Annotated in this window: 16 protein-coding genes; 12 read left to right on the plus strand and 4 right to left on the minus strand. The window is 57.6% G+C overall.

Going from position 1 to position 19,010, the window contains the following annotated elements; translation table 11 throughout:
- The first annotated feature begins 90 nt into the window (after positions 1 to 90).
- The 12 genes from ACWJJK_RS18840 to ACWJJK_RS18895 all read left to right on the plus strand — a co-directional run bounded on the left by ACWJJK_RS18840 (position 91) and on the right by ACWJJK_RS18895 (position 14,410).
- On the plus strand, positions 91 to 1,317 hold the full coding sequence (locus tag ACWJJK_RS18840) for a methyl-accepting chemotaxis protein (RefSeq protein WP_156879703.1): 1,227 nt from the start codon (positions 91 to 93) through the stop codon (positions 1,315 to 1,317).
- Between the two features lie 18 nt (positions 1,318 to 1,335).
- Positions 1,336 to 1,704, plus strand: a complete 369-nt coding sequence (locus ACWJJK_RS18845) for a response regulator (protein ID WP_086134199.1) — start codon at positions 1,336 to 1,338, stop codon at positions 1,702 to 1,704.
- 13 nt (positions 1,705 to 1,717) lie between these two features.
- Complete coding sequence (locus tag ACWJJK_RS18850) at positions 1,718 to 2,053, plus strand: STAS domain-containing protein (protein WP_086134198.1); 336 nt, start codon at positions 1,718 to 1,720, stop codon at positions 2,051 to 2,053.
- Positions 2,050 to 4,212 carry a chemotaxis protein CheA gene (locus tag ACWJJK_RS18855; RefSeq protein WP_454128372.1) on the plus strand — a complete coding sequence of 721 codons (2,163 nt, stop codon included), beginning with the start codon at positions 2,050 to 2,052 and terminating at the stop codon, positions 4,210 to 4,212. Before ACWJJK_RS18850 ends, ACWJJK_RS18855 begins: the two co-directional genes overlap by 4 nt.
- A gap of 107 nt (positions 4,213 to 4,319) precedes the next feature.
- On the plus strand, positions 4,320 to 5,951 hold the full coding sequence (locus ACWJJK_RS18860; protein ID WP_156879706.1) for a methyl-accepting chemotaxis protein: 1,632 nt from the start codon (positions 4,320 to 4,322) through the stop codon (positions 5,949 to 5,951).
- Between the two features lie 29 nt (positions 5,952 to 5,980).
- Positions 5,981 to 6,523 carry a chemotaxis protein CheW gene (locus tag ACWJJK_RS18865; RefSeq protein WP_077732410.1) on the plus strand — a complete coding sequence of 181 codons (543 nt, stop codon included), beginning with the start codon at positions 5,981 to 5,983 and terminating at the stop codon, positions 6,521 to 6,523.
- A 106-nt stretch (positions 6,524 to 6,629) separates the two neighbouring features.
- Positions 6,630 to 7,436: a CheR family methyltransferase gene (locus tag ACWJJK_RS18870; RefSeq protein ID WP_454128373.1), complete on the plus strand. Its 807-nt coding sequence runs from the start codon at positions 6,630 to 6,632 to the stop codon at positions 7,434 to 7,436.
- Between the two features lie 41 nt (positions 7,437 to 7,477).
- Complete coding sequence (locus ACWJJK_RS18875) at positions 7,478 to 7,969, plus strand: chemotaxis protein CheD (RefSeq protein WP_454128374.1); 492 nt, start codon at positions 7,478 to 7,480, stop codon at positions 7,967 to 7,969.
- Positions 7,966 to 9,039 (plus strand): protein-glutamate methylesterase/protein-glutamine glutaminase, encoded by a 1,074-nt coding sequence (locus ACWJJK_RS18880; RefSeq protein ID WP_454128375.1) that lies wholly within the window; start codon positions 7,966 to 7,968, stop codon positions 9,037 to 9,039. The genes ACWJJK_RS18875 and ACWJJK_RS18880 overlap by 4 nt, the downstream gene beginning before the upstream one ends.
- 105 nt (positions 9,040 to 9,144) lie before the next feature.
- Positions 9,145 to 12,108, plus strand: coding sequence for a bifunctional diguanylate cyclase/phosphodiesterase (locus ACWJJK_RS18885; RefSeq protein ID WP_454128376.1), 2,964 nt, complete (start codon positions 9,145 to 9,147; stop codon positions 12,106 to 12,108).
- Between the two features lie 187 nt (positions 12,109 to 12,295).
- Positions 12,296 to 13,771, plus strand: a complete 1,476-nt coding sequence (locus ACWJJK_RS18890) for a PAS domain-containing sensor histidine kinase (protein ID WP_454128377.1) — start codon at positions 12,296 to 12,298, stop codon at positions 13,769 to 13,771.
- Positions 13,772 to 13,786: 15 nt separating this feature from the next.
- The gene (locus ACWJJK_RS18895) at positions 13,787 to 14,410 is read left to right on the plus strand and encodes a response regulator (RefSeq protein WP_077732404.1); all 624 of its coding nucleotides are present in this window, start codon (positions 13,787 to 13,789) and stop codon (positions 14,408 to 14,410) included.
- A gap of 393 nt (positions 14,411 to 14,803) precedes the next feature.
- Here ACWJJK_RS18895 and ACWJJK_RS18900 read toward each other — a convergent pair whose 3' ends face one another.
- The 4 genes from ACWJJK_RS18900 to ACWJJK_RS18915 form a co-directional block, all read right to left on the minus strand.
- Positions 14,804 to 15,754, minus strand: a complete 951-nt coding sequence (locus tag ACWJJK_RS18900; RefSeq protein ID WP_156879708.1) for a cation transporter — start codon at positions 15,752 to 15,754, stop codon at positions 14,804 to 14,806.
- Positions 15,751 to 16,263, minus strand: a complete 513-nt coding sequence (locus tag ACWJJK_RS18905) for a transporter substrate-binding domain-containing protein (protein ID WP_077732402.1) — start codon at positions 16,261 to 16,263, stop codon at positions 15,751 to 15,753. The genes ACWJJK_RS18900 and ACWJJK_RS18905 overlap by 4 nt, the downstream gene beginning before the upstream one ends.
- Before the next feature lie 337 nt (positions 16,264 to 16,600).
- Positions 16,601 to 18,346, minus strand: coding sequence for a MobH family relaxase (gene mobH / locus ACWJJK_RS18910; protein ID WP_454128378.1), 1,746 nt, complete (start codon positions 18,344 to 18,346; stop codon positions 16,601 to 16,603).
- Between the two features lie 333 nt (positions 18,347 to 18,679).
- Complete coding sequence (locus ACWJJK_RS18915) at positions 18,680 to 18,928, minus strand: hypothetical protein (protein ID WP_156879710.1); 249 nt, start codon at positions 18,926 to 18,928, stop codon at positions 18,680 to 18,682.
- Positions 18,929 to 19,010 lie beyond the last annotated feature (82 nt).

A 19,010-nucleotide genomic window follows, 5' to 3' on the forward strand; every position in this document is an offset into this window, starting at 1 on the left:
ATGAAAACGGTTCTAGGACGTGACAAGAGCCGGCATGTAACACGGACACGGTAATTCGGAAATCGAAAACCACCAGGAGTGAAAACACAGATGCACAGTGAAAAGGAGTTATACGCCACCCGCGAATTCTCCACCTCCGACCATTTACCGAACAAAGCCTTATGGTGTTATGCGGGTTGCCTTGGGATGGGCGGTTTTCTCATAACGACGCTGATAGGAAATTGGAGCGCCGGCAGCCTGATCGGAGGCGGCATCTTGCTACTCATGGCGCTGCTGCCGGTTCGTCTGCTCGCCGCGCAATCCGAGCGAGGGTTAGCGGCGGCGATAAGCGAAAGCAATGCCATTCTGTTGGCCGAACAGAAAGAGCAGCGCGAACACATCCACAGTCTGGACAAATTATGTACGGCCGTATTGCCCGTGTGGTCCGGCCAGATCGAGATGGGGCGGTCGCAGATGGAAGAGGCCATAGTCATACTCAGCGACCGCTTTGCCGATATTGCGCACGACCTACAAACCACGGTGATCGCTTCGCAAGAAGCGGCCTTGGATATCGGTGGACAAGCGGGCGACAGCGGCATGGTTTCGCTTCTAACGCAGAGCCAAAACGAATTGAACTCAGTTCTCGCCTCTTTAAAGACCGCTCTCGACATGAGGCGGATGGCGATGCAGGAAATCCTGCAACTGTCCCACTTCACGGAAGAGTTGAAACAGATGGCAGCGGAAGTCGCCAATGTCGCCGGGCAGACCAACTTGCTGGCCCTTAACGCGGCCATCGAAGCCGCACGCGCGGGGGAGGCCGGAAGAGGATTTGCGGTCGTCGCGGATGAAGTACGGAAATTGTCGACGTTTTCCGGAGAAACCGGAAAACGGATCAGCGAACGGGTGAATGTCATCAACGAGGCCATCACCTCGGCATTGGAGCTTTCCGAAAAAACTGCCAATCAAGACGTGAAATTGCTGACCGATTCCGAGACCGCGATCAACCGTGTTCTCGACCAATTCAGCAAGGCGGGCGGCGCTTTGTGCCAATCCGCCGAGATCCTTCAAGGAAAAAGCGTAGAGATCAAGAACGAGCTATCGGACATTCTGGTTTCGCTGCAATTCCAAGACCGGGTTAGCCAAATTCTGGGGCACGTGCGCGACGATTTGGAAAAGCTCCATGCATGTATTTCCGAAGCATCCGGAAAAGAAACGATCGATGCCAAGCTTTGGCTCAAGGAATTGGCGCAAACCTATACCACCGAAGAGCAACGCCGGCACCACCCCGGCGTACAGCCTGTCAGTTCCGATCGATCCGCAAACATTACCTTCTTTTAATCCATAAGGAGTTGCTCCGTGGCCAAAACCATTCTCATCGTCGACGATTCGGCTTCGCTTCGCCAGGTCGTGAGCATCGCCCTGAAAGGAGCGGGCTATGACGTCATCGAAGCCCGCGACGGCCAAGATGCCCTGACCAAGCTGAACGGGCAACGAATCCACCTGATCATCAGCGATGTCAACATGCCCAATATGGACGGAATAAGCTTCGTCAGAGAAGCGAAACAGCTCCCAGCTTACAAGTTCACTCCGGTGATCATGCTCACCACCGAGTCTCAAGAAAGCAAGATGGCCGAGGGTAAGGCGGCCGGCGCCAAGGCTTGGGTCGTCAAGCCATTCCAGCCTGCCCAAATGCTGGATGCCGTATCGAAATTGATCGCCCCCTAAGAGAGCGTTAGCCATGGCCATCGAATTCACAGAAGACGGCGGGGCATTGCGTCTCTCTGGCGAACTGACCATCTATCATGCCGCGGAGATCAAACAGCCACTCCTGACGATGCTGCAAGCCGGAAACGAACTGGAAATCGACTTATCCGGCATCAGCGAAATCGACACAGCGGGATTTCAACTCCTCATGCTGGCCAAGAGGGAAACCGATCGTACCGGCGGCAATCTTCGCCTGACCTCGCACAGCCCAGCTGTTCTGGAATTGATCGAGCTGTATAACCTGGCGGGGTTCTTCGGCGATCCGCTGGTCATCACCGCCGCGCACGGTACGGGAGGACGGTCGTCATGAACCTGGATCAAGCACTACCGGTCTTCATCGAAGAAGGTCGCGCCCTACTCCAAGAAATGGAAGAAGGGCTCCTGGGGCTGGAACAGACGCCGGACGATCCGGACATCCTGAACGCGATTTTTCGCGCTGCCCATACCATCAAAGGTTCGGCAGGCTTGTTCGGTCTTGACGGCATCGTCTCCTTCACCCATGTCGTGGAAAACGTGCTGGATCGGATGCGCGCCGGCGAAATCCTGACTCAGCCGGATTTGACCAATCTCTTACTCCAATCGTGCGACGAAATCTCGGTGCTCATCGAGGCTGCAGCGGCGGGCTCCGAATCGGACGTCGACCCAACGTCCAACGGCGTCGGGCTGCTCCATCGATTACGCGCCTATCTTGAGACATCCGATGCTAGCAGCGATGCCGGTCACCTGCCGGCCAAAGCGCCCCCACCGGTAGAGGTTTGCGGCGAAGCTGCCGTGACCGGCGACTGCTGGCGCATCGTCGTGGATTTCGGCGAAAACGTCCTGCGCAACGGCTTCGACCCGGCATCGTTTATACGCTACCTCTGCAATCTCGGGGAAATCGTTCATCTCGCAACCAAGACGGAACGGCTTCCGCCCGCCGAGCTCATGGATCCGGAGAGCTGTTACCTCGGTTTCGAAATCGACTTCAGAAGCGCTGCGGACAAACAAACCATCGAAAACGTCTTCGAGTTCGTACGGGAGGATTGCCATATCCGCATCACCCCGCCGCCCGCTTTCGCCGAAGTCGCCATAGAACGCATCGAAGCTCTCAAAGCAGAAGCGGACAAGGTGGGCGAGATCCTGATCGAAGCCGATGCCGTCACCCCTCGGGAAATCGAAGAAGCGCTGGCCCTGCAAAACGAGATTGACGCCAGAACTCAAAGACATCCGCCTATGGGCGAAATACTGGTGCAGGAAGGCATGCTGCAACAACCGGTCGTCGAAGCGGCTCTTGAAAAACAAAAGAAAATCCGCGACGCAAAAATCGGCGAATCCCGATTCATCCGTGTCGATTCCGGAAAGCTGGACCAACTCATCAATCAGGTGGGCGAATTGGTCATTGCCGGCGCGACGGCATCCCTGCTGGCGCAGAGAACGAACGACAGCGAACTGCAAGAAGCGCTTTCCACCATTCTGCGCCTGGTCGAGGAAGTCCGCGGCGGCGCCCTTCAGTTGCGCATGGTGCAGATTGGCGAAACCTTCAACCGCTTCAATCGCATTGTCCGGGATGTTTCCAAAGAACTCGGCAAAGACATCGAACTCCAGATCAGCGGCGCTGAAACCGAACTGGACAAAACCGTGGTGGAAAAGATCGGCGATCCCCTCACTCATCTGGTGCGCAACGCGATCGACCACGGAATCGAGTCTACCGATAGGCGTGTCGCTGCCGGCAAGCCGGCAAAGGGTACGGTTCGGCTCAACGCCTATCACGAGTCCAGCAGCATCGTCATCGAAGTGACCGATGACGGCGGAGGATTGAATCGCGACAAAATATTGAGCAAGGCAATAGAGCGGGGACTGGTGAACGCCGGCCAAAACCTGAGCGAGCAAGAGATTTACAACTTGATCTTCGAGCCCGGTTTTTCCACCGCCGACACGATCAGCAACCTGTCCGGACGCGGCGTCGGCATGGACGTCGTGCGGCGCAATATCGAAGCGCTCCGCGGCATGGTGGAAATCAACAGTCGTCAGGGCCAAGGCTCGACCGTACGCATTCGCCTGCCTTTGACCCTGGCGATTATCGACGGCTTCCTGGTGAGCGTCGCCGGCTGCTCCTATGTGATTCCCCTGGAAGTAGTATCGGAATGCGTAGAGCTTGATGAACGGGAACAGCGCCACGGCTGCTATGTGAATCTTAGGGGTGAGGTATTGCCCATCCTCAACCTGCGCGAACACTTCAAGATACACGGCCAAACCTCCCGCCGTCAGAACATCGTCGTGACGCACTTCGGCGGGCAAAAGGCGGGGCTTTTGGTAGACGAACTAATGGGCGAGTTCCAGACCGTGATCAAGCCGCTCGGCAAGCTGTTCGGCAAGGTGCGCGGCGTCAGCGGCTTCACCATCCTGGGCTCCGGCGAAGTGGCGCTGATTCTGGATGTGCTTTCGCTGATCCAGTATGCCGCCGGTCTGGAAGCTCAAAAAGCAGCCTGAAAGCGAACCCTTCTCTAGCCAACGGCAAACGACAGCTCAGAAGCACGAGAAGGCAATACGCAAACACACAACGATCACTTCCCACACGACAAAAAGGAAGAACAAAAATGACTGCATTCCATCGATTCACCGTCAGAACCCGGTTACTCGGACTGGTTTTCCTGCTCTGCGCCTTTCAGATCATGATCGGCTGGAACGGTTTGTCCGGCATGAAGCAAAGCAACGCCGGGCTCCATACCGTCTATAACGACCGCGTCGTGCCTCTCAGAAAGCTGAAGAGGATTTCCGACGCTTATGCCGTCCACATCATAGATGCGGTCAACAAGGCCAATGCCGGATTGATTACCGCAGAAGACGCCCGGCAGCGGATACGCAGTGCCAACGAACGCATCCGGACGGAATGGAACGCCTACGCCGCTACCCGCATGACCGAAGAGGAGAGCAGACTGGTCAGCGCGGTCAAGTCGATGTTTAGCGAGTCCGACCGAAAGATCGATCGTCTGCTCGAGGTACTGGATGCCAAGACCGGAAATATCGTGGGACAACTCGGCGAATTCGATGGCCCGCTCTACGCTGTGATCGATCCGGTCACCGATAAGATCGCCGATCTGTCCAATCTGCAATTGACCGTCGCCGAACAGGAGTTCGACAAAGCGCAAGAAAGCTATCGCGTCGTCTTCAGTTTTGCCATCGGTACGATCGTCGCGAGCATTCTCATCGGCTCCCTGGTCGGCTTGTGGCTCGTCAACAACCTCGCCAAGCAACTTGGCGGCGAGCCCGGCTATGTCGCGGAGGTGGCGCGCCGGGTGGCGGGTGGTGATCTTACCGCCACCGTCGAGACCCGGCACGGCGATACCACCAGCGTGGTTGCCGCCATGAAGTTCATGGTGGATAAGCTCTCGGCCATCATCACCGATGTGCGCGGCGCGGCGGGCCAGTTGTCGAGCGCCTCGGAAGAAGTCTCGGCAACCGCCCAGAGCCTGTCCCAAGCCTCCAGCGAACAAGCGGCCAGCGTCGAGGAAACCAGCGCCGCCGTCGAAGAGATGTCCGCCTCCATCAACCAGAACGCCGAGAACGCTCGGGTCACCGACGGCATGGCCGGCAAAGCCTCCACCGAGGCCAAGGAAGGCGGCGAGGCGGTTCAGTCCACGGTCGAAGCGATGCGCCAGATCGCCCAGAGGATCGGCATCATCGACGACATCGCCTACCAAACCAATCTCCTAGCTCTGAACGCCGCTATCGAAGCCGCCCGCGCCGGCGATCACGGCAAGGGCTTCGCCGTGGTGGCGGCGGAAGTGCGGAAATTGGCCGAACGCTCCCAAGTCGCCGCCCAGGAGATCGGGGAATTGGCCGACAGCAGCGTGAAACTGGCAGAGAAAGCCGGCAAGCTCTTGGATGATATCGTGCCCTCCATCGCCAAGACCTCCGATCTGGTGCAGGAGATCGCTGCGGCTTCCAACGAACAATCCGCCGGCGTGAACCAGATCGCCACGGCGATGATGCAGCTCAACCAGATCACGCAGCAGAACGCCTCGTCCTCGGAAGAGCTTGCCGCCACCGCCGAGGAAATGAGCAGCCAAGCCGAGCAATTGCAACAGCTCATGGAATTCTTCAGGCTGGCACAAGGCGAGAACCGGGACGCGCCGGCCAAGCCCTCCGTTCGTCAACCCAAACCCGCCCAAGCGCCACGTCTCTTGGAAACCTACGCCATGAGCCAGCACGAATTCGAAAAATTTTGAGACAAGCATCCGAATAACGAGGAGCCGCTATGGCGAATATCATTGCGCACCAAAAGTCGTCGCCGCAGATCGACCACGAATCGGACAGCGCACAGCAATACCTGACTTTTCAACTGGGCGGAGAGCTGTTCGCCCTAGATATTCTTCACGTCAAGGAAATCCTCGAGTACGGCCACGTCACGCCGGTACCCATGACGCCGACCTTTATCCGCGGCGTCATCAATCTGCGCGGCGCGGTGGTGCCGGTCATCGATCTCCATGCGCGCTTCGGCCGCGGCCTGGCCGAGGTGACCCGGCGAAGCTGTATCGTCATCGTGGAGGTGCAACACGAGGAAGAACGCCACGACATCGGGGTGACCGTCGATGCCGTGAACGAGGTCGTTGAGCTTCCGCCGGCCGAAATCGAGCCGGCGCCGGCCTTCGGCGCCAAGATCCGCACCGATTTCATCGCCGGTATGGGCAAACTCGACGGCCGCTTCGTCATCTTGCTGGATCTCGCCAAGGTGCTGTCCGTGGACGAGATGGCTCTGCTCGCCGAGATGGGGCAAGGAGACCATGGAAACGGGGAATAGGCGGCAAGACGGCCCGGTCGGTCCGGATCGGCCATCGAACTTCCCGGCGGCAGGAGCGAGCCGCAAAACCAAAATCGTCTATCCGAAAAACGACCGTTCTTGAACCATGGACGCTTTGACCCTCAGCGATCATGAATTCCGCCAATACCAAAAGCTCCTCTACGACATCGCCGGCATCCATCTGTCGCCGGCGAAAAAAGCCCTAGTATGCGGACGATTGGCCCGGCGTCTCGCCCAGCACGGATTGACCAGTTACGGGGACTATTTTCGCCTCTTGACCGACCGACGGGAGGCGGAGGAGCTTCAGCACGCGCTCGACCTACTGACCACCAATGAGACCTATTTCTTTCGCGAACCGGGGCATTTCGATTTTTTGCAGAACCACATCCTCGGCTCCCACCGCCGGGCTCAAACCTTCCGGGTCTGGAGTGCGGCCTGTTCCAGCGGCGAAGAGCCTTACAGCATCGCCATGGTGCTGGCCGATCGATTGGGTAGCGGTCCCTGGGAAGTATTGGGCTCCGACATCAGTCGGCGCGTCCTCGAAAAAGCCCGGCTCGGCCATTATCCCATGGAGCGGGCCAGACACATCCCCAAGGATCATTTGACCCGCTATTGCCTCAAGGGAGTCGGCTCTCAGAAAGGCACTTTTCTCATCGACACCCCGCTGAAGAGCCGCATGCGATTCATTCACATCAATCTGAACGGACCGCTCCCCAAGATCGGCGAGTTTGACGCCATCTTTCTGCGCAATGTCATGATCTATTTCGACCTGGCGGCAAAACGACGGATAGTGGCCCGTCTGATCCAGACGTTGAAACCCGGCGGCCATTTTATCGTCGGCCATGCGGAAACCCTGAACGGTGTCGATGAAACTCTGAAACCCGTCGCCCCTACCATTTACCGCAAACCATGATATGCAGCGCCGTTTCGCCCCCCGGATTTCAGGAAATCCATTTGCGTCCGGGCGACTTCTACTTCGGGCAAGGAGCAGTGCGCCTGGTTACCCTGCTCGGTTCCTGCGTGGCCGTGATTCTATGGCATCCGCGCCTCTGCCTCGGCGGCATGTGCCATTACATGTTGCCGGCCCGCGGCCACGGGCGGGCGTCGGAACCGGACGGACGCTATGCCGACGAGGCTATGGAACTCTTCCGCCGGGAAATCTTGCGCGCCGGAGCGCCGTCGTCCGAATACCGCGCTCGATTGTTCGGCGGCGGAAACATGTTTTCGAACCGTTCCGCACCCGCCGTCCTGAACGTGAGTGCACGCAACGTGGAAGCCGCGAGATGTCTCGCAACTCGCCTCGGTTCCCGGATCGACGAGGAACACTTGGGCGGCGTGGGGTATCGGAGGCTGGCATTCGAACTTTGGAGCGGCGAGACCCGCCTCGAACATCGCCAGGAGCTCATCGAATTTTCCACGGCGAGAAGAAAGAGCGAATCTCAATGAAAAAAATAGGCGTCATGCTCGTGGACGACTCGGCCGTAGTGCGCCAGGTCATCAGTGGTATCTTGAGCCAGGATCCCGCCCTGGAAGTCATCGGCGCGGCTTCCGATCCCCTCTTCGCCATGGAGCGAATGAAACGGCGGTGGCCGGACGTCATCGTCCTGGATGTGGAAATGCCCCGCATGGACGGAATCACCTTTTTGAAGAAGCTCATGATGGAACACCCGACCCCGGTCGTGATTTGTTCCTCGCTCACGGAGAAAGGCGCAGAAACCTCCTTGCAAGCCTTGTCCGCTGGCGCGGTGGGTGTCGTCGCCAAAGCCAAGCTGGGAATCAAGCAACATCTGCAGAGCGTCGCCGCAGAACTGATCCACGCCGTCAAGTCCGCGGCCCTGGCCGATCTCAAGCGGCTGACGCTCGCGGGCCTGCCGCACAAGGCCGAACCCAAGCATACAGCCGATGCCGTGCTGTCCTATTCTCATCGCCCTCTCACGCAGACAACCGACAAAGTGGTCGCCCTGGGCGCCTCCACCGGCGGCACGCAGGCTCTGGAAGCGGTGCTCACGGCTCTGCCTCGGGTCTGTCCCGGCATCGTCGTCGTTCAGCACATGCCGGAAAAATTCACCACCGCTTTTGCCAACCGCCTGGACAAGCTCAGCGCGGTCGAAGTCAAAGAAGCCGCCAACGGCGACCGGGTCTTGCCCGGCCGGGTACTGATAGCACCCGGCGGCCGCCATATGCTGCTCAAACGTAGTGGCGCTCTTTATTACGTGGACGTGATTGACGGCCCGCTGGTCAATCGGCACCGCCCGTCGGTGGACGTGTTGTTCCGCTCCGTGGCCAATACCGCCGGAAAAAATGCTTTCGGGGTGATCATGACCGGCATGGGCGACGACGGCGCCCGCGGCCTGAAGGAGATGCGCGAGGCCGGGAGCCGAACCTTGGCTCAGGACGAAGAAACCTGTGTCGTGTACGGCATGCCGAAAGAGGCCGTGAGACTCGGAGCGGTGGAACGCAGCATCGCGCTTTCGGATATCCCGTCAGCGATCCTGGATTATGGCGCGAGCAGGTAAGTTACTCGCTCCATACACGAACATCGCCATCACCGCGGTATTTTCTGAACGATTGGTCTTTAGAACCCTACATCGTGATTAGCATCATTCTCGGAAACGGAAGTTATGACAGACATAGACTTTGATCGGTCCGGGCACTCGGTATTCGTATTCGGTACCGATACGGAGAAGACGGTAAGGCAGATTGTATTGCTGCTCCTTCCTCTCGGCCTGTTTTCCTTCGGACTCTGGCTGTGCGTACAGGAACACGGCGTCCGTTTCGCCGATTATTCCGCTCTTCACACGCTTGTGGAGATTCCCGCCATCGTGATCGCCGCAATGGTATTCGGCATCGGCTGGAACGCCTACGAGGAGAATCGTCCGTTGACCTTGCCGATCCTCGCCTGCGGCTTTCTGACCGTCGGTTTGCTCGACCTGATGCACGTACTGTCGTTTCCGGGAATGCCGAATTTCATTACGCCGAGCAGCCCGGAAAAAGCCATCAATTTCTGGCTGTCCGCACGCTACCTGGCTGCCGTTACGTTCCTGGCCGCCGGCTTGCTGCCTTGGCGCCCGATGAAGCGGCTTTCATTTCGATGCGCCATACTGGCCGGATGCCTGGCGTTCGCTTCGCTCATCGTTTGGCTTGGCCTATTCCGGGAAGATTTTTGGCCGCGGACGTTTCTGTCAGGACAAGGCTTAACGCCTTTCAAAATGAAGGCGGAATATGCGCTGACGCTCATCTATTTCACTGTCACTCTCGTTCTGCTCTATCGCTTGCGCCGACCGCAGCCCCGGGTTCTGGCGTATTTGATGGGCGCCTCGGCGGTTACGGCCTTGAGCGAGTTGTGTTTCTCGCGATATCGGGCGGTCGACGATCTGTGCAATTTTGTCGGTCATGTTTACAAAGCGATCGCCTATTTTCTCGTTTACCGGGGAATCTTCGTCGAAGGCGTGCACGAACCTTATCTGCGGCTCCAGGCCTCCCGCGAGGCGCTTCGGAAAAGCGAGGCACGTTTTCAGGATCTGCTGGAATTCGAGCCGGACGGGGTTTTGCTGGCCGACAGCGCATGTCGCATCGCCATGGCCAACGCCAAAGCGGAGGCCATTTTCGCCTGTCCGCGAGCGGAACTCATCGGCCGGTCGATAGAAACATTGATTCCTGAGATTTGCCGGGCAAAGCACTCAGCGCGATGGCACACTCATCGCGAGGAAAAGCAAACCTTATCGGTAGGACGGGAAGTATGGGGACGCCGCAACGACGGATCCGATTTTCCCGCCGAAGTAACGCTCGGTCCATTGCATACCGAACAAGGATTGATGACCATCGTCGCCGTACGCGACATCACCGAACGAAAACAACGCGAGGAGGAGCGAGACCGACTCGTGGCCATTCTGGAAGGGACCTCGGATCTTATCGGTATCGTCAACGCCGACTACAAACCGATCTACATCAATCAGGCCGGACGCGCGATGCTGGGACTCGGCCGGGAGGAAGACATCTCCGCCCTGCATATCGAACAGTTTCACCCGCCTCAAGTATTCAATACGTTACTGAGGGGAGGACTTGCGGAGGCGGAGAAGAGCGGCGTCTGGCGGGGCGAAACGGAACTGGTCAACCGGTTCGGCAACAAAATCCCGCTCTCCCAGGTCATCATAGCCCACAAGGGGAACGACGGGCGGGTCGCTTACTGGTCGACGGTGGCTCGCGACATCGCCGATCAGAAACAGTACGAGACGATGCTGAAATTTCAGGCCACCCACGATCCTCTAACCGCATTGCCCAATCGTTTCCTGTTTCGCGAGCGGCTGGAGCAGGCGATGCTGAGAGCATTCCGCAATGGCAGCTTGGTCGCAGTGCTTTTGGTCGATCTGGACAATTTCAAGGATGTGAACGATACCTTGGGACACGATTTCGGCGACGAGTTGGTAAAGCTGATCGGAGGCCGCCTTAGAGAAGCCCTGCGCGAGGAAGATACCGTAGCGCGGCTGGGCGGCGACGAATTCGCGGTACTCCTGCCCTACATCACCGATTCCTCGTGCGCGGCGCAAAAGGCGCAATTACTGCTGGACGCCATTGCGCAGCCCTGCAGGATCGAGCACCACCATATTCTTATCAGCGCCAGCATCGGTATTACCGTTTATCCCGGCGACGGCGACGATGTTCACGGACTGTTGCGCAATGCCGACATGTCCATGTATAAGGCTAAGGACGAAGGACGGAGCAAGTTCCGGTTCTACACTGCCGAAATGGGCGCTTGTCTTCGGGAAAGACTGGACATCGTCAACGACCTGCGCACGGCTTTGGACCGAAGCGAATTCACCTTGCATTATCAGCCCAGAGTCAGTCTTGTCACCGGTCGAATCTGCGGTGTCGAAGCGCTGATACGTTGGCAGCATCCCCAAAAAGGCTTCATTGCACCGGCCAAATTCATCCCGATCGCGGAGGAAACCGGTCTGATCGCTCAGATCGGCGAATGGGTTTTCCGCACTGCCTGCGCGCAAGCAAAAGTATGGCGCGATAAAGGGCTAGCCTTCAACCGAATGGCCGTCAATCTATCGGCACGCCAATTCGCACAGCCGGATCTGGTCGAGGTCGTTACCGCCGTCGTCGAACAAACGGGTCTTCCGCCGCAGACCCTAGAACTGGAAATCACAGAAAGCATGCTGATGCGCGACCGGTCCATAGCGGCCGATGTGCTGGGCCGGTTGAAGCAACTCGGTATCTCGCTGGCGGTCGACGACTTCGGAACGGGCTACTCCTCCTTGAGCTATCTGAAACAGTTTCCGCTGGACTATCTCAAGATAGACCGGTCTTTCATACGCGATCTAGCCAAGGATCCCGATGATGCACGCATCGTCGAAGCCATCATCGTTCTGGCCCATAGCCTCAATCTCGGGGTGATCGGAGAAGGTGTCGAAACGCCGGAACAAGCCGAGTTCCTGAAGACCCGCCATTGCGACGAAATACAGGGGTATTACTTCAGTAAACCGACGCCCGCCGATGAAGTCGAAGCGATGCTGCGGACCGGCAAAACGCTCGAGTTTACGGTTCCGAAATCGCTGTCGCCGCTGACCGCGTCGGCCTGACGGCCGATATTCGACCGTATGGCAATCCATCAACGTCCACAGACGTTTCTCCATCGCCTATCGCAAGCAAGCAAACGCGAGCTATAACTCCGAACATGCCTGAAACTCGCTTTCTCCAGTCAATCCTCAAGTGAATCTCACTCTCGTCATAGCCACTTTAGGGCTCTTCGCTCTATTCGGACATCGGATGCGGCTACTGTCGAAACGCTTGCTGCGAGCCGAGCTCTATTTACACGAAATTCTGGACCGTGTGCCATCAGGAGTGATCGTCACCGACCGGTACGGACGAATCGAGATCCTCAATCCGGCTGCAACCCGGATGTTCGGTTACGGATTGAACGAAGTGCTGCCGCTCAGCACCGATCAACTGATGTCGGAAACACAGGCCGAAAAACACTACGCTCCTATCCAAAATCATCGGAATTCCGAGATGCGCAAAGCTCACGGCTCCGGATTCCGCTCTTGGCAAGGCAAGCGTAAGGACGGCACCTTCTTTCCGGTTGAAATGGCCATCGACGAACTCGAATCGAAGGACGAGCGGCATTTCCTGATCATTGCACGGGACATTACCGAGAGAGCGTACCTAAAAAGCGAATTGGATAGGCGCGAGCGAGAATTCCGGGCACTCGTGGAAAATTCGCCGGATATCATCGCTCGCTTCGATCGAGCTCTGCGCTTTATTTATGTCAACCCGGCCATAGAACGCGTTCTGGGCCGACCGGCGTCGAGCTTTCCGGGCAAGACGTATCAAGACCTCGAATTACCTGACGATCTGGTGAGATGCCTACAGTCGCCGCTAAAAAACGTTTTCGCCAGCGGTAAGGAACAAATCGCCGAGTTCGTCCTGCCGTCCCCTGACGGCGAACAGCACTTTCAGTCCCGCCATGTACCTGAGCTCTCGCCAGATGGCACAGTGCACAGCGTGCTGTTGAACTGCCGAGACATCACGGTCCTCAAGAAAACAGAATTCATGCTGCGGGAACGGGAGCAAGAAATCCGCGACTCCCGGCGACTTTTGCAACGCCTGGCCGCTCACAGGGAAAATTTGAGGGAAGAAGAGAAAAAACGGATCGCTCGGGAAATCCATGACGAACTGGGCCAGATCCTGACGGCCATGAAGATGGATATTTCCTTCATACGAATGAACTTTCTTCAAAACCACTCCGAATTGGCAAAAAAGATCCAGGCCTTGGGCGTCTTGGTAAATAGAGCGGTTCAGGTCGTACGCAACATATCGACCGATTTGCGCCCCAGCGCACTCGACTTCGGCATTGCAGCCGCGTTGGAATGGCTGGTCAAAGAGTTTGAGACCCGCACCGGTATCCCATGTGTCTTAACCACAATGAGCGATATCGTCCTTGATGAACAACTGGCTATCGCGATATTCCGTATCGCCCAGGAATCGCTGAACAATGTGGCAAAGCATGCCAATGCCCGCCACGCTTCCGTACTCCTGGTTTCCCGGAATGATCATATTCGCGTCGAAATACAGGATGACGGCTGCGGCTTCGATGTGACGGCCGAGCACAAACCCAAGTCCTTTGGCCTTTTGGGAATACGGGAACGGGTGTCGGCATTGGGCGGCAAGTTCGACATCCATAGTACACCCGGGAAAGGCACCCGGCTTGCGATTCGGCTTCCTCCTAGAAGTTCTCCTTTTTGAAAATCGGAATGATTGATGATCAAGATCCTGGTAGCCGACGACCACCCTATCATTCGCCATGGAATAACTCATATTTTGTCTTCAACCGTCAATTTCTCGGTCGTGGATGAAGCCGCGGATGCGTCCGAAGTCTTGGACAAGTGCCGCTGTACCGATATCGACGTTCTGGTTTTGGACTTGTCCATGCCGGGCACTCAAGGCGTCGACTTGATTAGACGCGTCCAGCAGATCAGACCATCGCTTCCCATACTGATCCTGACCATGCATACCTCGGAACAGATCGCCGCAGAAGCGATCAAAGCCGGCGCCGCGGGTTACATCACCAAGGACTGCGAACCGGGCATCTTGGTTGCCGGCATAAGAAGAGTAGCGAGCGGTCAACGCTTCATAGAGTCTTCGCTGGCTGAAAAAATCGTTTTCACTATGGTGCCGGACCAATTTCCTCACGCGGCACTTTCGCAGCGAGAGCGGCAGATTCTCCGTCTTTTCGCTTCGGGCAAGCGAGTTCAGGACATCGCCGACGCGTTATCCCTCAGCGAAAAAACCGTCAGCACCCACAAAACGCGCCTGATGCGGAAACTCAGCGTCAAAAATAACGCCGACCTGATCCGGTATGCCGTCGAGCATGACTTGATTTGATCTGATCATCTCGGAAAAACAACAGCAGACGGACATAAGCCGGCTGGCCGCACCTAAGTACATTCCGCAAATACTTGCGGAATCTCGACTGTTTGGCTTGATTGGCGGGGTTGTCCTGCAGGTTGCCTATGCCGCAAGACTTCCCTGAATGTACTTAGAGCGTTTTCCATCCCGGTGTACGGATTCGTGCCAGGAGGGGAGAACGTAGGTCGGCAATCCCTTGCCGACGTATCGGCTCGGCGAAGGGCTTTGTCGGCAAGGGATTGCCGACCTACGTATCTGGCTGGCCGCATCCTAGATTTCTAGGATGGGCGAAAATTGCGCGAGGGCGCCGAAATTCCGAAAGTGGCGCTGCCCTCGACATGCAATCTCCTCCTCCGGCAAGCGTCAGGCTCACTCAGGCGGCCGGTCCAGCACCGTGATTGTCACGTCGTGGAGCCGCCAGTTGATCGACTTCGCATCCGCCACAGCGTGACGAATCTTCGCGGGCAAGTCCTCGGGCGAACCGCGCGGCGTCACGAACACTTCGCCGAAGAATACGTGCCCGACTTCGCGCAGCCTGACCGTGGCGCCGGCGACCCAGTCGAGCCTTTCGATGCGTGCGCGCAACTCATCGGGGAGCGGCTCCGGACCCGAGCGATCGGTTTTCATCGGGCGGCGCTCCATGAGGTCGTGTACGGCCACGTACACGTTGACCACGCCGTCCTTGAGAATATCGGCGGAAACCAGCGCGGCTGCCACCGGATCGAGCCACCACAGACCGAGGCCGACACCGAGTACGCCGACGGCCGTCGCCGTCTCCGCCATCCAGTCGGCCTTCATCATCTTCGCGTCGGCGTAAAGGATTTTGTCATGGATTTGGGGTGCGAGCTTGAGTTTCGCGCGACCGAAAAAGACGCTCGGTATCGCCGTGTAAGCGATTGCCGCGAGCATAGGCCAGCCGGCCCAGAGCGTATGGCCGAAAAGCGTCATCCCGCCGATCGTCGTGCGTTCGACAGCGATCAGCTTGGTCACGGCTTCAACCAGCAAAAACCCGCCCAGACCGACGAGCGAGAGCGAGGCGGTGAGATAGCCGATCGAGACGACGCCATGGTAACCGTAAGGGAAATCCTCGTTCGCTCTGCGGCGCGCGATGCGCGTGCAGACGAGAAAGGCGATCGCCGGCACCGATGAAAACGCGTCTTCAAAGAAGCTCGTCCGCATGGCTTGCGAGGTGCCCATGGTGAGACCGAGAAAGGTCGTGGACGAGGCGATATAGATCAATGTCCACGTTTCCAACCGCCGCGCCTTTTTTAGGTCGCGTTCCTTTTCGGGCGGCAGGTCAAAAGCATCGAGGGGCCTCATGGCTGCGCGTTCTCCTGCTGCGCCTGCTGAGCACGGCGTCGCAACATGGCTTTGTCCTGGGCGGCAAGGAATCGGTCCAGCGAAAAAAGCAGCGCGCTCTCGCCCGGCGTCACGGCGAGCACGTGTTTCTTCTCGGTTCCGTATCGATCCTCGATCTCAATGTAAGGCTGCGTAAGACCGAGCTTGGATTTGTAAGGCGTCTCGCTGTCGAGCCCCGCCGCCAGTACATCGATCTCTCGGCGATGCAGCGCTTCAATGAGTTCCGCTTCTGCGCCGCTCCGCCAGGTCACGGGGGCACCGAGGCCTTTCGCCCAAGCCTCGATCAGCTCGGGTTCGAGTCCCGTGACGCGGCCGCCCTCGAAGCGTACCCAGGGTGGGTTGTCCGCCACGCCGACACGCAATTCGCCACCGCGCACGCGGTTTAGCGCCCCGGCACTGTCGCGCGGAAGGGAATCGCAGCCGGCCAAGAAGAACACGGTGAGCGCCACCAGAACCAGAGTAGGCATCATCGTTGCGTTCGAGATAGGCCGAATTCGGTCGGTACAATATTAGACCGGCTTGAAGCGGTACGATTTCGTTTGCGGACCTACTAGCAACACCGGCCCTATCATCCGGCCCAATGAGTTGCGATATATCAAATTCCGGAGGGGCTTATGACAGGGGTGCAAGTCGACCGTACTCGACGAGGGCAACGTGTACTTCCTGCTCCGCCCCCGCGTGCAGGAGGAAGAGCCGGAGAAGATCGGTGATATGACGTTCCTCCAGGCGGAAAAACTCGGCGAGGATGTCCGACGAACTGATCAGCGCAAATCGACCGCGGATCATTCAATCCAAACAGTAGATTCATTAAGACGCTCGCCGTAAATGCGGGTTCGGCTGGGGATTGGTGGTCCTGAAGATTCGTCCCACGTCCCGCACCAGAATCCCGTTGATCGCCGTCGAACGGTTCTGTCCGGTCACGATATAGCGGTGGACGTTCATGCCGTTCGCGGTCCGTTCGTGCAAGCCCAGCTTCAGGAAACGCTTCTGCACTTTGTCCCAGGAGCCATCGGATGCATCGGGCTCTTTGGCGAAATCCTGAAATAAACCGGGGCTGACCAGCAACACGCCTTCCGGTACGACATGAATCCGGGTACCCGGATTGTTGTAATCCAGTTTTTTGCTGGCAATTCCCACAACGAGCCAGGATAGAAAGGCTTCACCGAGATCATCGGGTGAAGTGGAAGACAAAGGTGACTTTACCTCAAAGTTCTCGTGATCGGCTGAACAGCCGGATGGGTTGGGGCTGGCATTCATCTGGGTAGTCACGGATTTCAGAATCTCCGGCGTTGGAGTGGATCGAGGCTCGCCGGAAACCGTGCCTTCCAGCGTTTTATCCACCTGCACCGGCGCCTGGCATTGAGGCGGGGAAACCGGGTTGACGGTACCCGGGAATTCGTCGGGCCAGCGATCCCGACTCGGCCAAAGCCGGGAAACCGGAATTCGAATCAGCGTCAGCTCGTGGCCCCAATCATCGCCGTTGACCATCGCACGCCAAACCGCGCGATCATTGCACGTCAGCAGAACGCCGTGTTCCTGCAACACATCGAAGATACGGTCGTTCTGAGTCGGAATGCCGGCGTGTCCGGATTGCATGAGATGCAAACGTATGGCATCGACGGCGCGCTTGCTGACCATCCAGAGATCGTCACCGACTCGCCATCCGGCTGCGCCGTTTCGGTTGAGCGGCAGCTCCTTTTCCTCGATTAAGAACCTCAAGGCGGTGAGCAGCTTTTCATGCAACGGAACGACGGAGCTGGACGTTACTCGCTGCCCCGGCTCCGCCCCCAGGTTCCGCTCCACCGATTCACCATCGGCCTTATTGACAATCTCGCCGGTCACTCCGGCTTCCGCTATGTCTCCTCCTATGCAGGAAAGCCAGGCCGAAAACGCCTCCCGGTCGCCAGCGAGCCAAGCCAAGCCTTCGGCGGGAATGATTCGGTTCACCAATAGCAGCGAAGCTTTTTCATGTAATCGGTACTGCCGCTTCGGTACGAATTCCGTGCGATACCACCGAGCACGGGGATCGTCCGTCAGACTGCCTATCCAGGGATCCCACTGCCCGAAGTCTTTGCCGCGTTCGTCGAACACCGTAACGACCTGATCGACGGCCGGCTTCGCCAAGTCGTGCAGCAAGGCCGCCGTAAAAACGGCATAGGTCCAAAGATCGCGCTTGTGGTTTATCTCCTCCGGCACAGCGCCGGGCGGCAACAGGTAGGCTTGCCGCAGTTTTAGCGCGATCGTAGCGACCTCCAATCCATGATCGAGCATGCCGCCGGCATAGGCATGATGGTGAGCTTCCGAGGCGGGAAGCTGCTGTACGAATTCGGCAAATCGGCTAATGGCAGCGACGTAATAGGCTTGGAAATGATGCCGAGTTGCTCCCGCCAACTCCTCGATAAGGTTGACATGCTGTCGGCGACTGAGCAGCAGTTCCTGGGGAGACAAAACCGGCAAAGCGCCGGCTGGCCGGCAATCAGTTGGTTCGGGCGACAGCGCAGCCGGGGCTGCTGGCGACCGGTGCATGAACCATCCAAAGATCGGAAGCTTCATGGTGAAAACTCCAAGACCCGCCTTGCCGTTCGCAGGCATTTCGAAGCTATATTCAATTTTAAGGAGGACAAGATTTCAGCTGCATCCAATGCAATGACAATCCCTGATCTTCATTGTCTTTGACGCCTTCCGTGAAACTTGCTATCTGCCGGCAGCTTACTCAGTGACTGATTGAAACCGTCACACGATCGCTGCATCCGGAAACGACTAAAATTCCCTGAAAGAAACATCAACAACTCATTCTTCAAGGAAAATGGAGTCAACAATGCGGGACGGCGCCGTAATAGTACTTTTGACGATTTGGTGGAGTTGGCCGCGATGCTGCCCTGGTGGTTAGCGTTGCTTTTGGCGGTCATTCTTGGATCGCTCCAGGAAGGCCGCCACCTCCGCTTCGATCGCCGCCGCCAACATTCGCCGGGCGCCTTCCCGTAACAACTCCGTCAAGGCATCCGGCACCGGCGTCGGTGCCCCTGGATTCTTCAGCGGAATGATCTTATCTTCACTCATGGCGTATTCGCTCCTCTTGTAGGAATTGATGACCTCGAAGACCATCAAGAATACGCCGCCGACCTCACACCCCATCCACAACTTTCGAGCATAATTCCTTGATAGATCCGAGGGTCTAAGCCTGATGATAAGGAAAGAAATTTTCAGCCGCTTAATG

It is taken from the genome of Methylocaldum gracile (assembly GCF_053646815.1).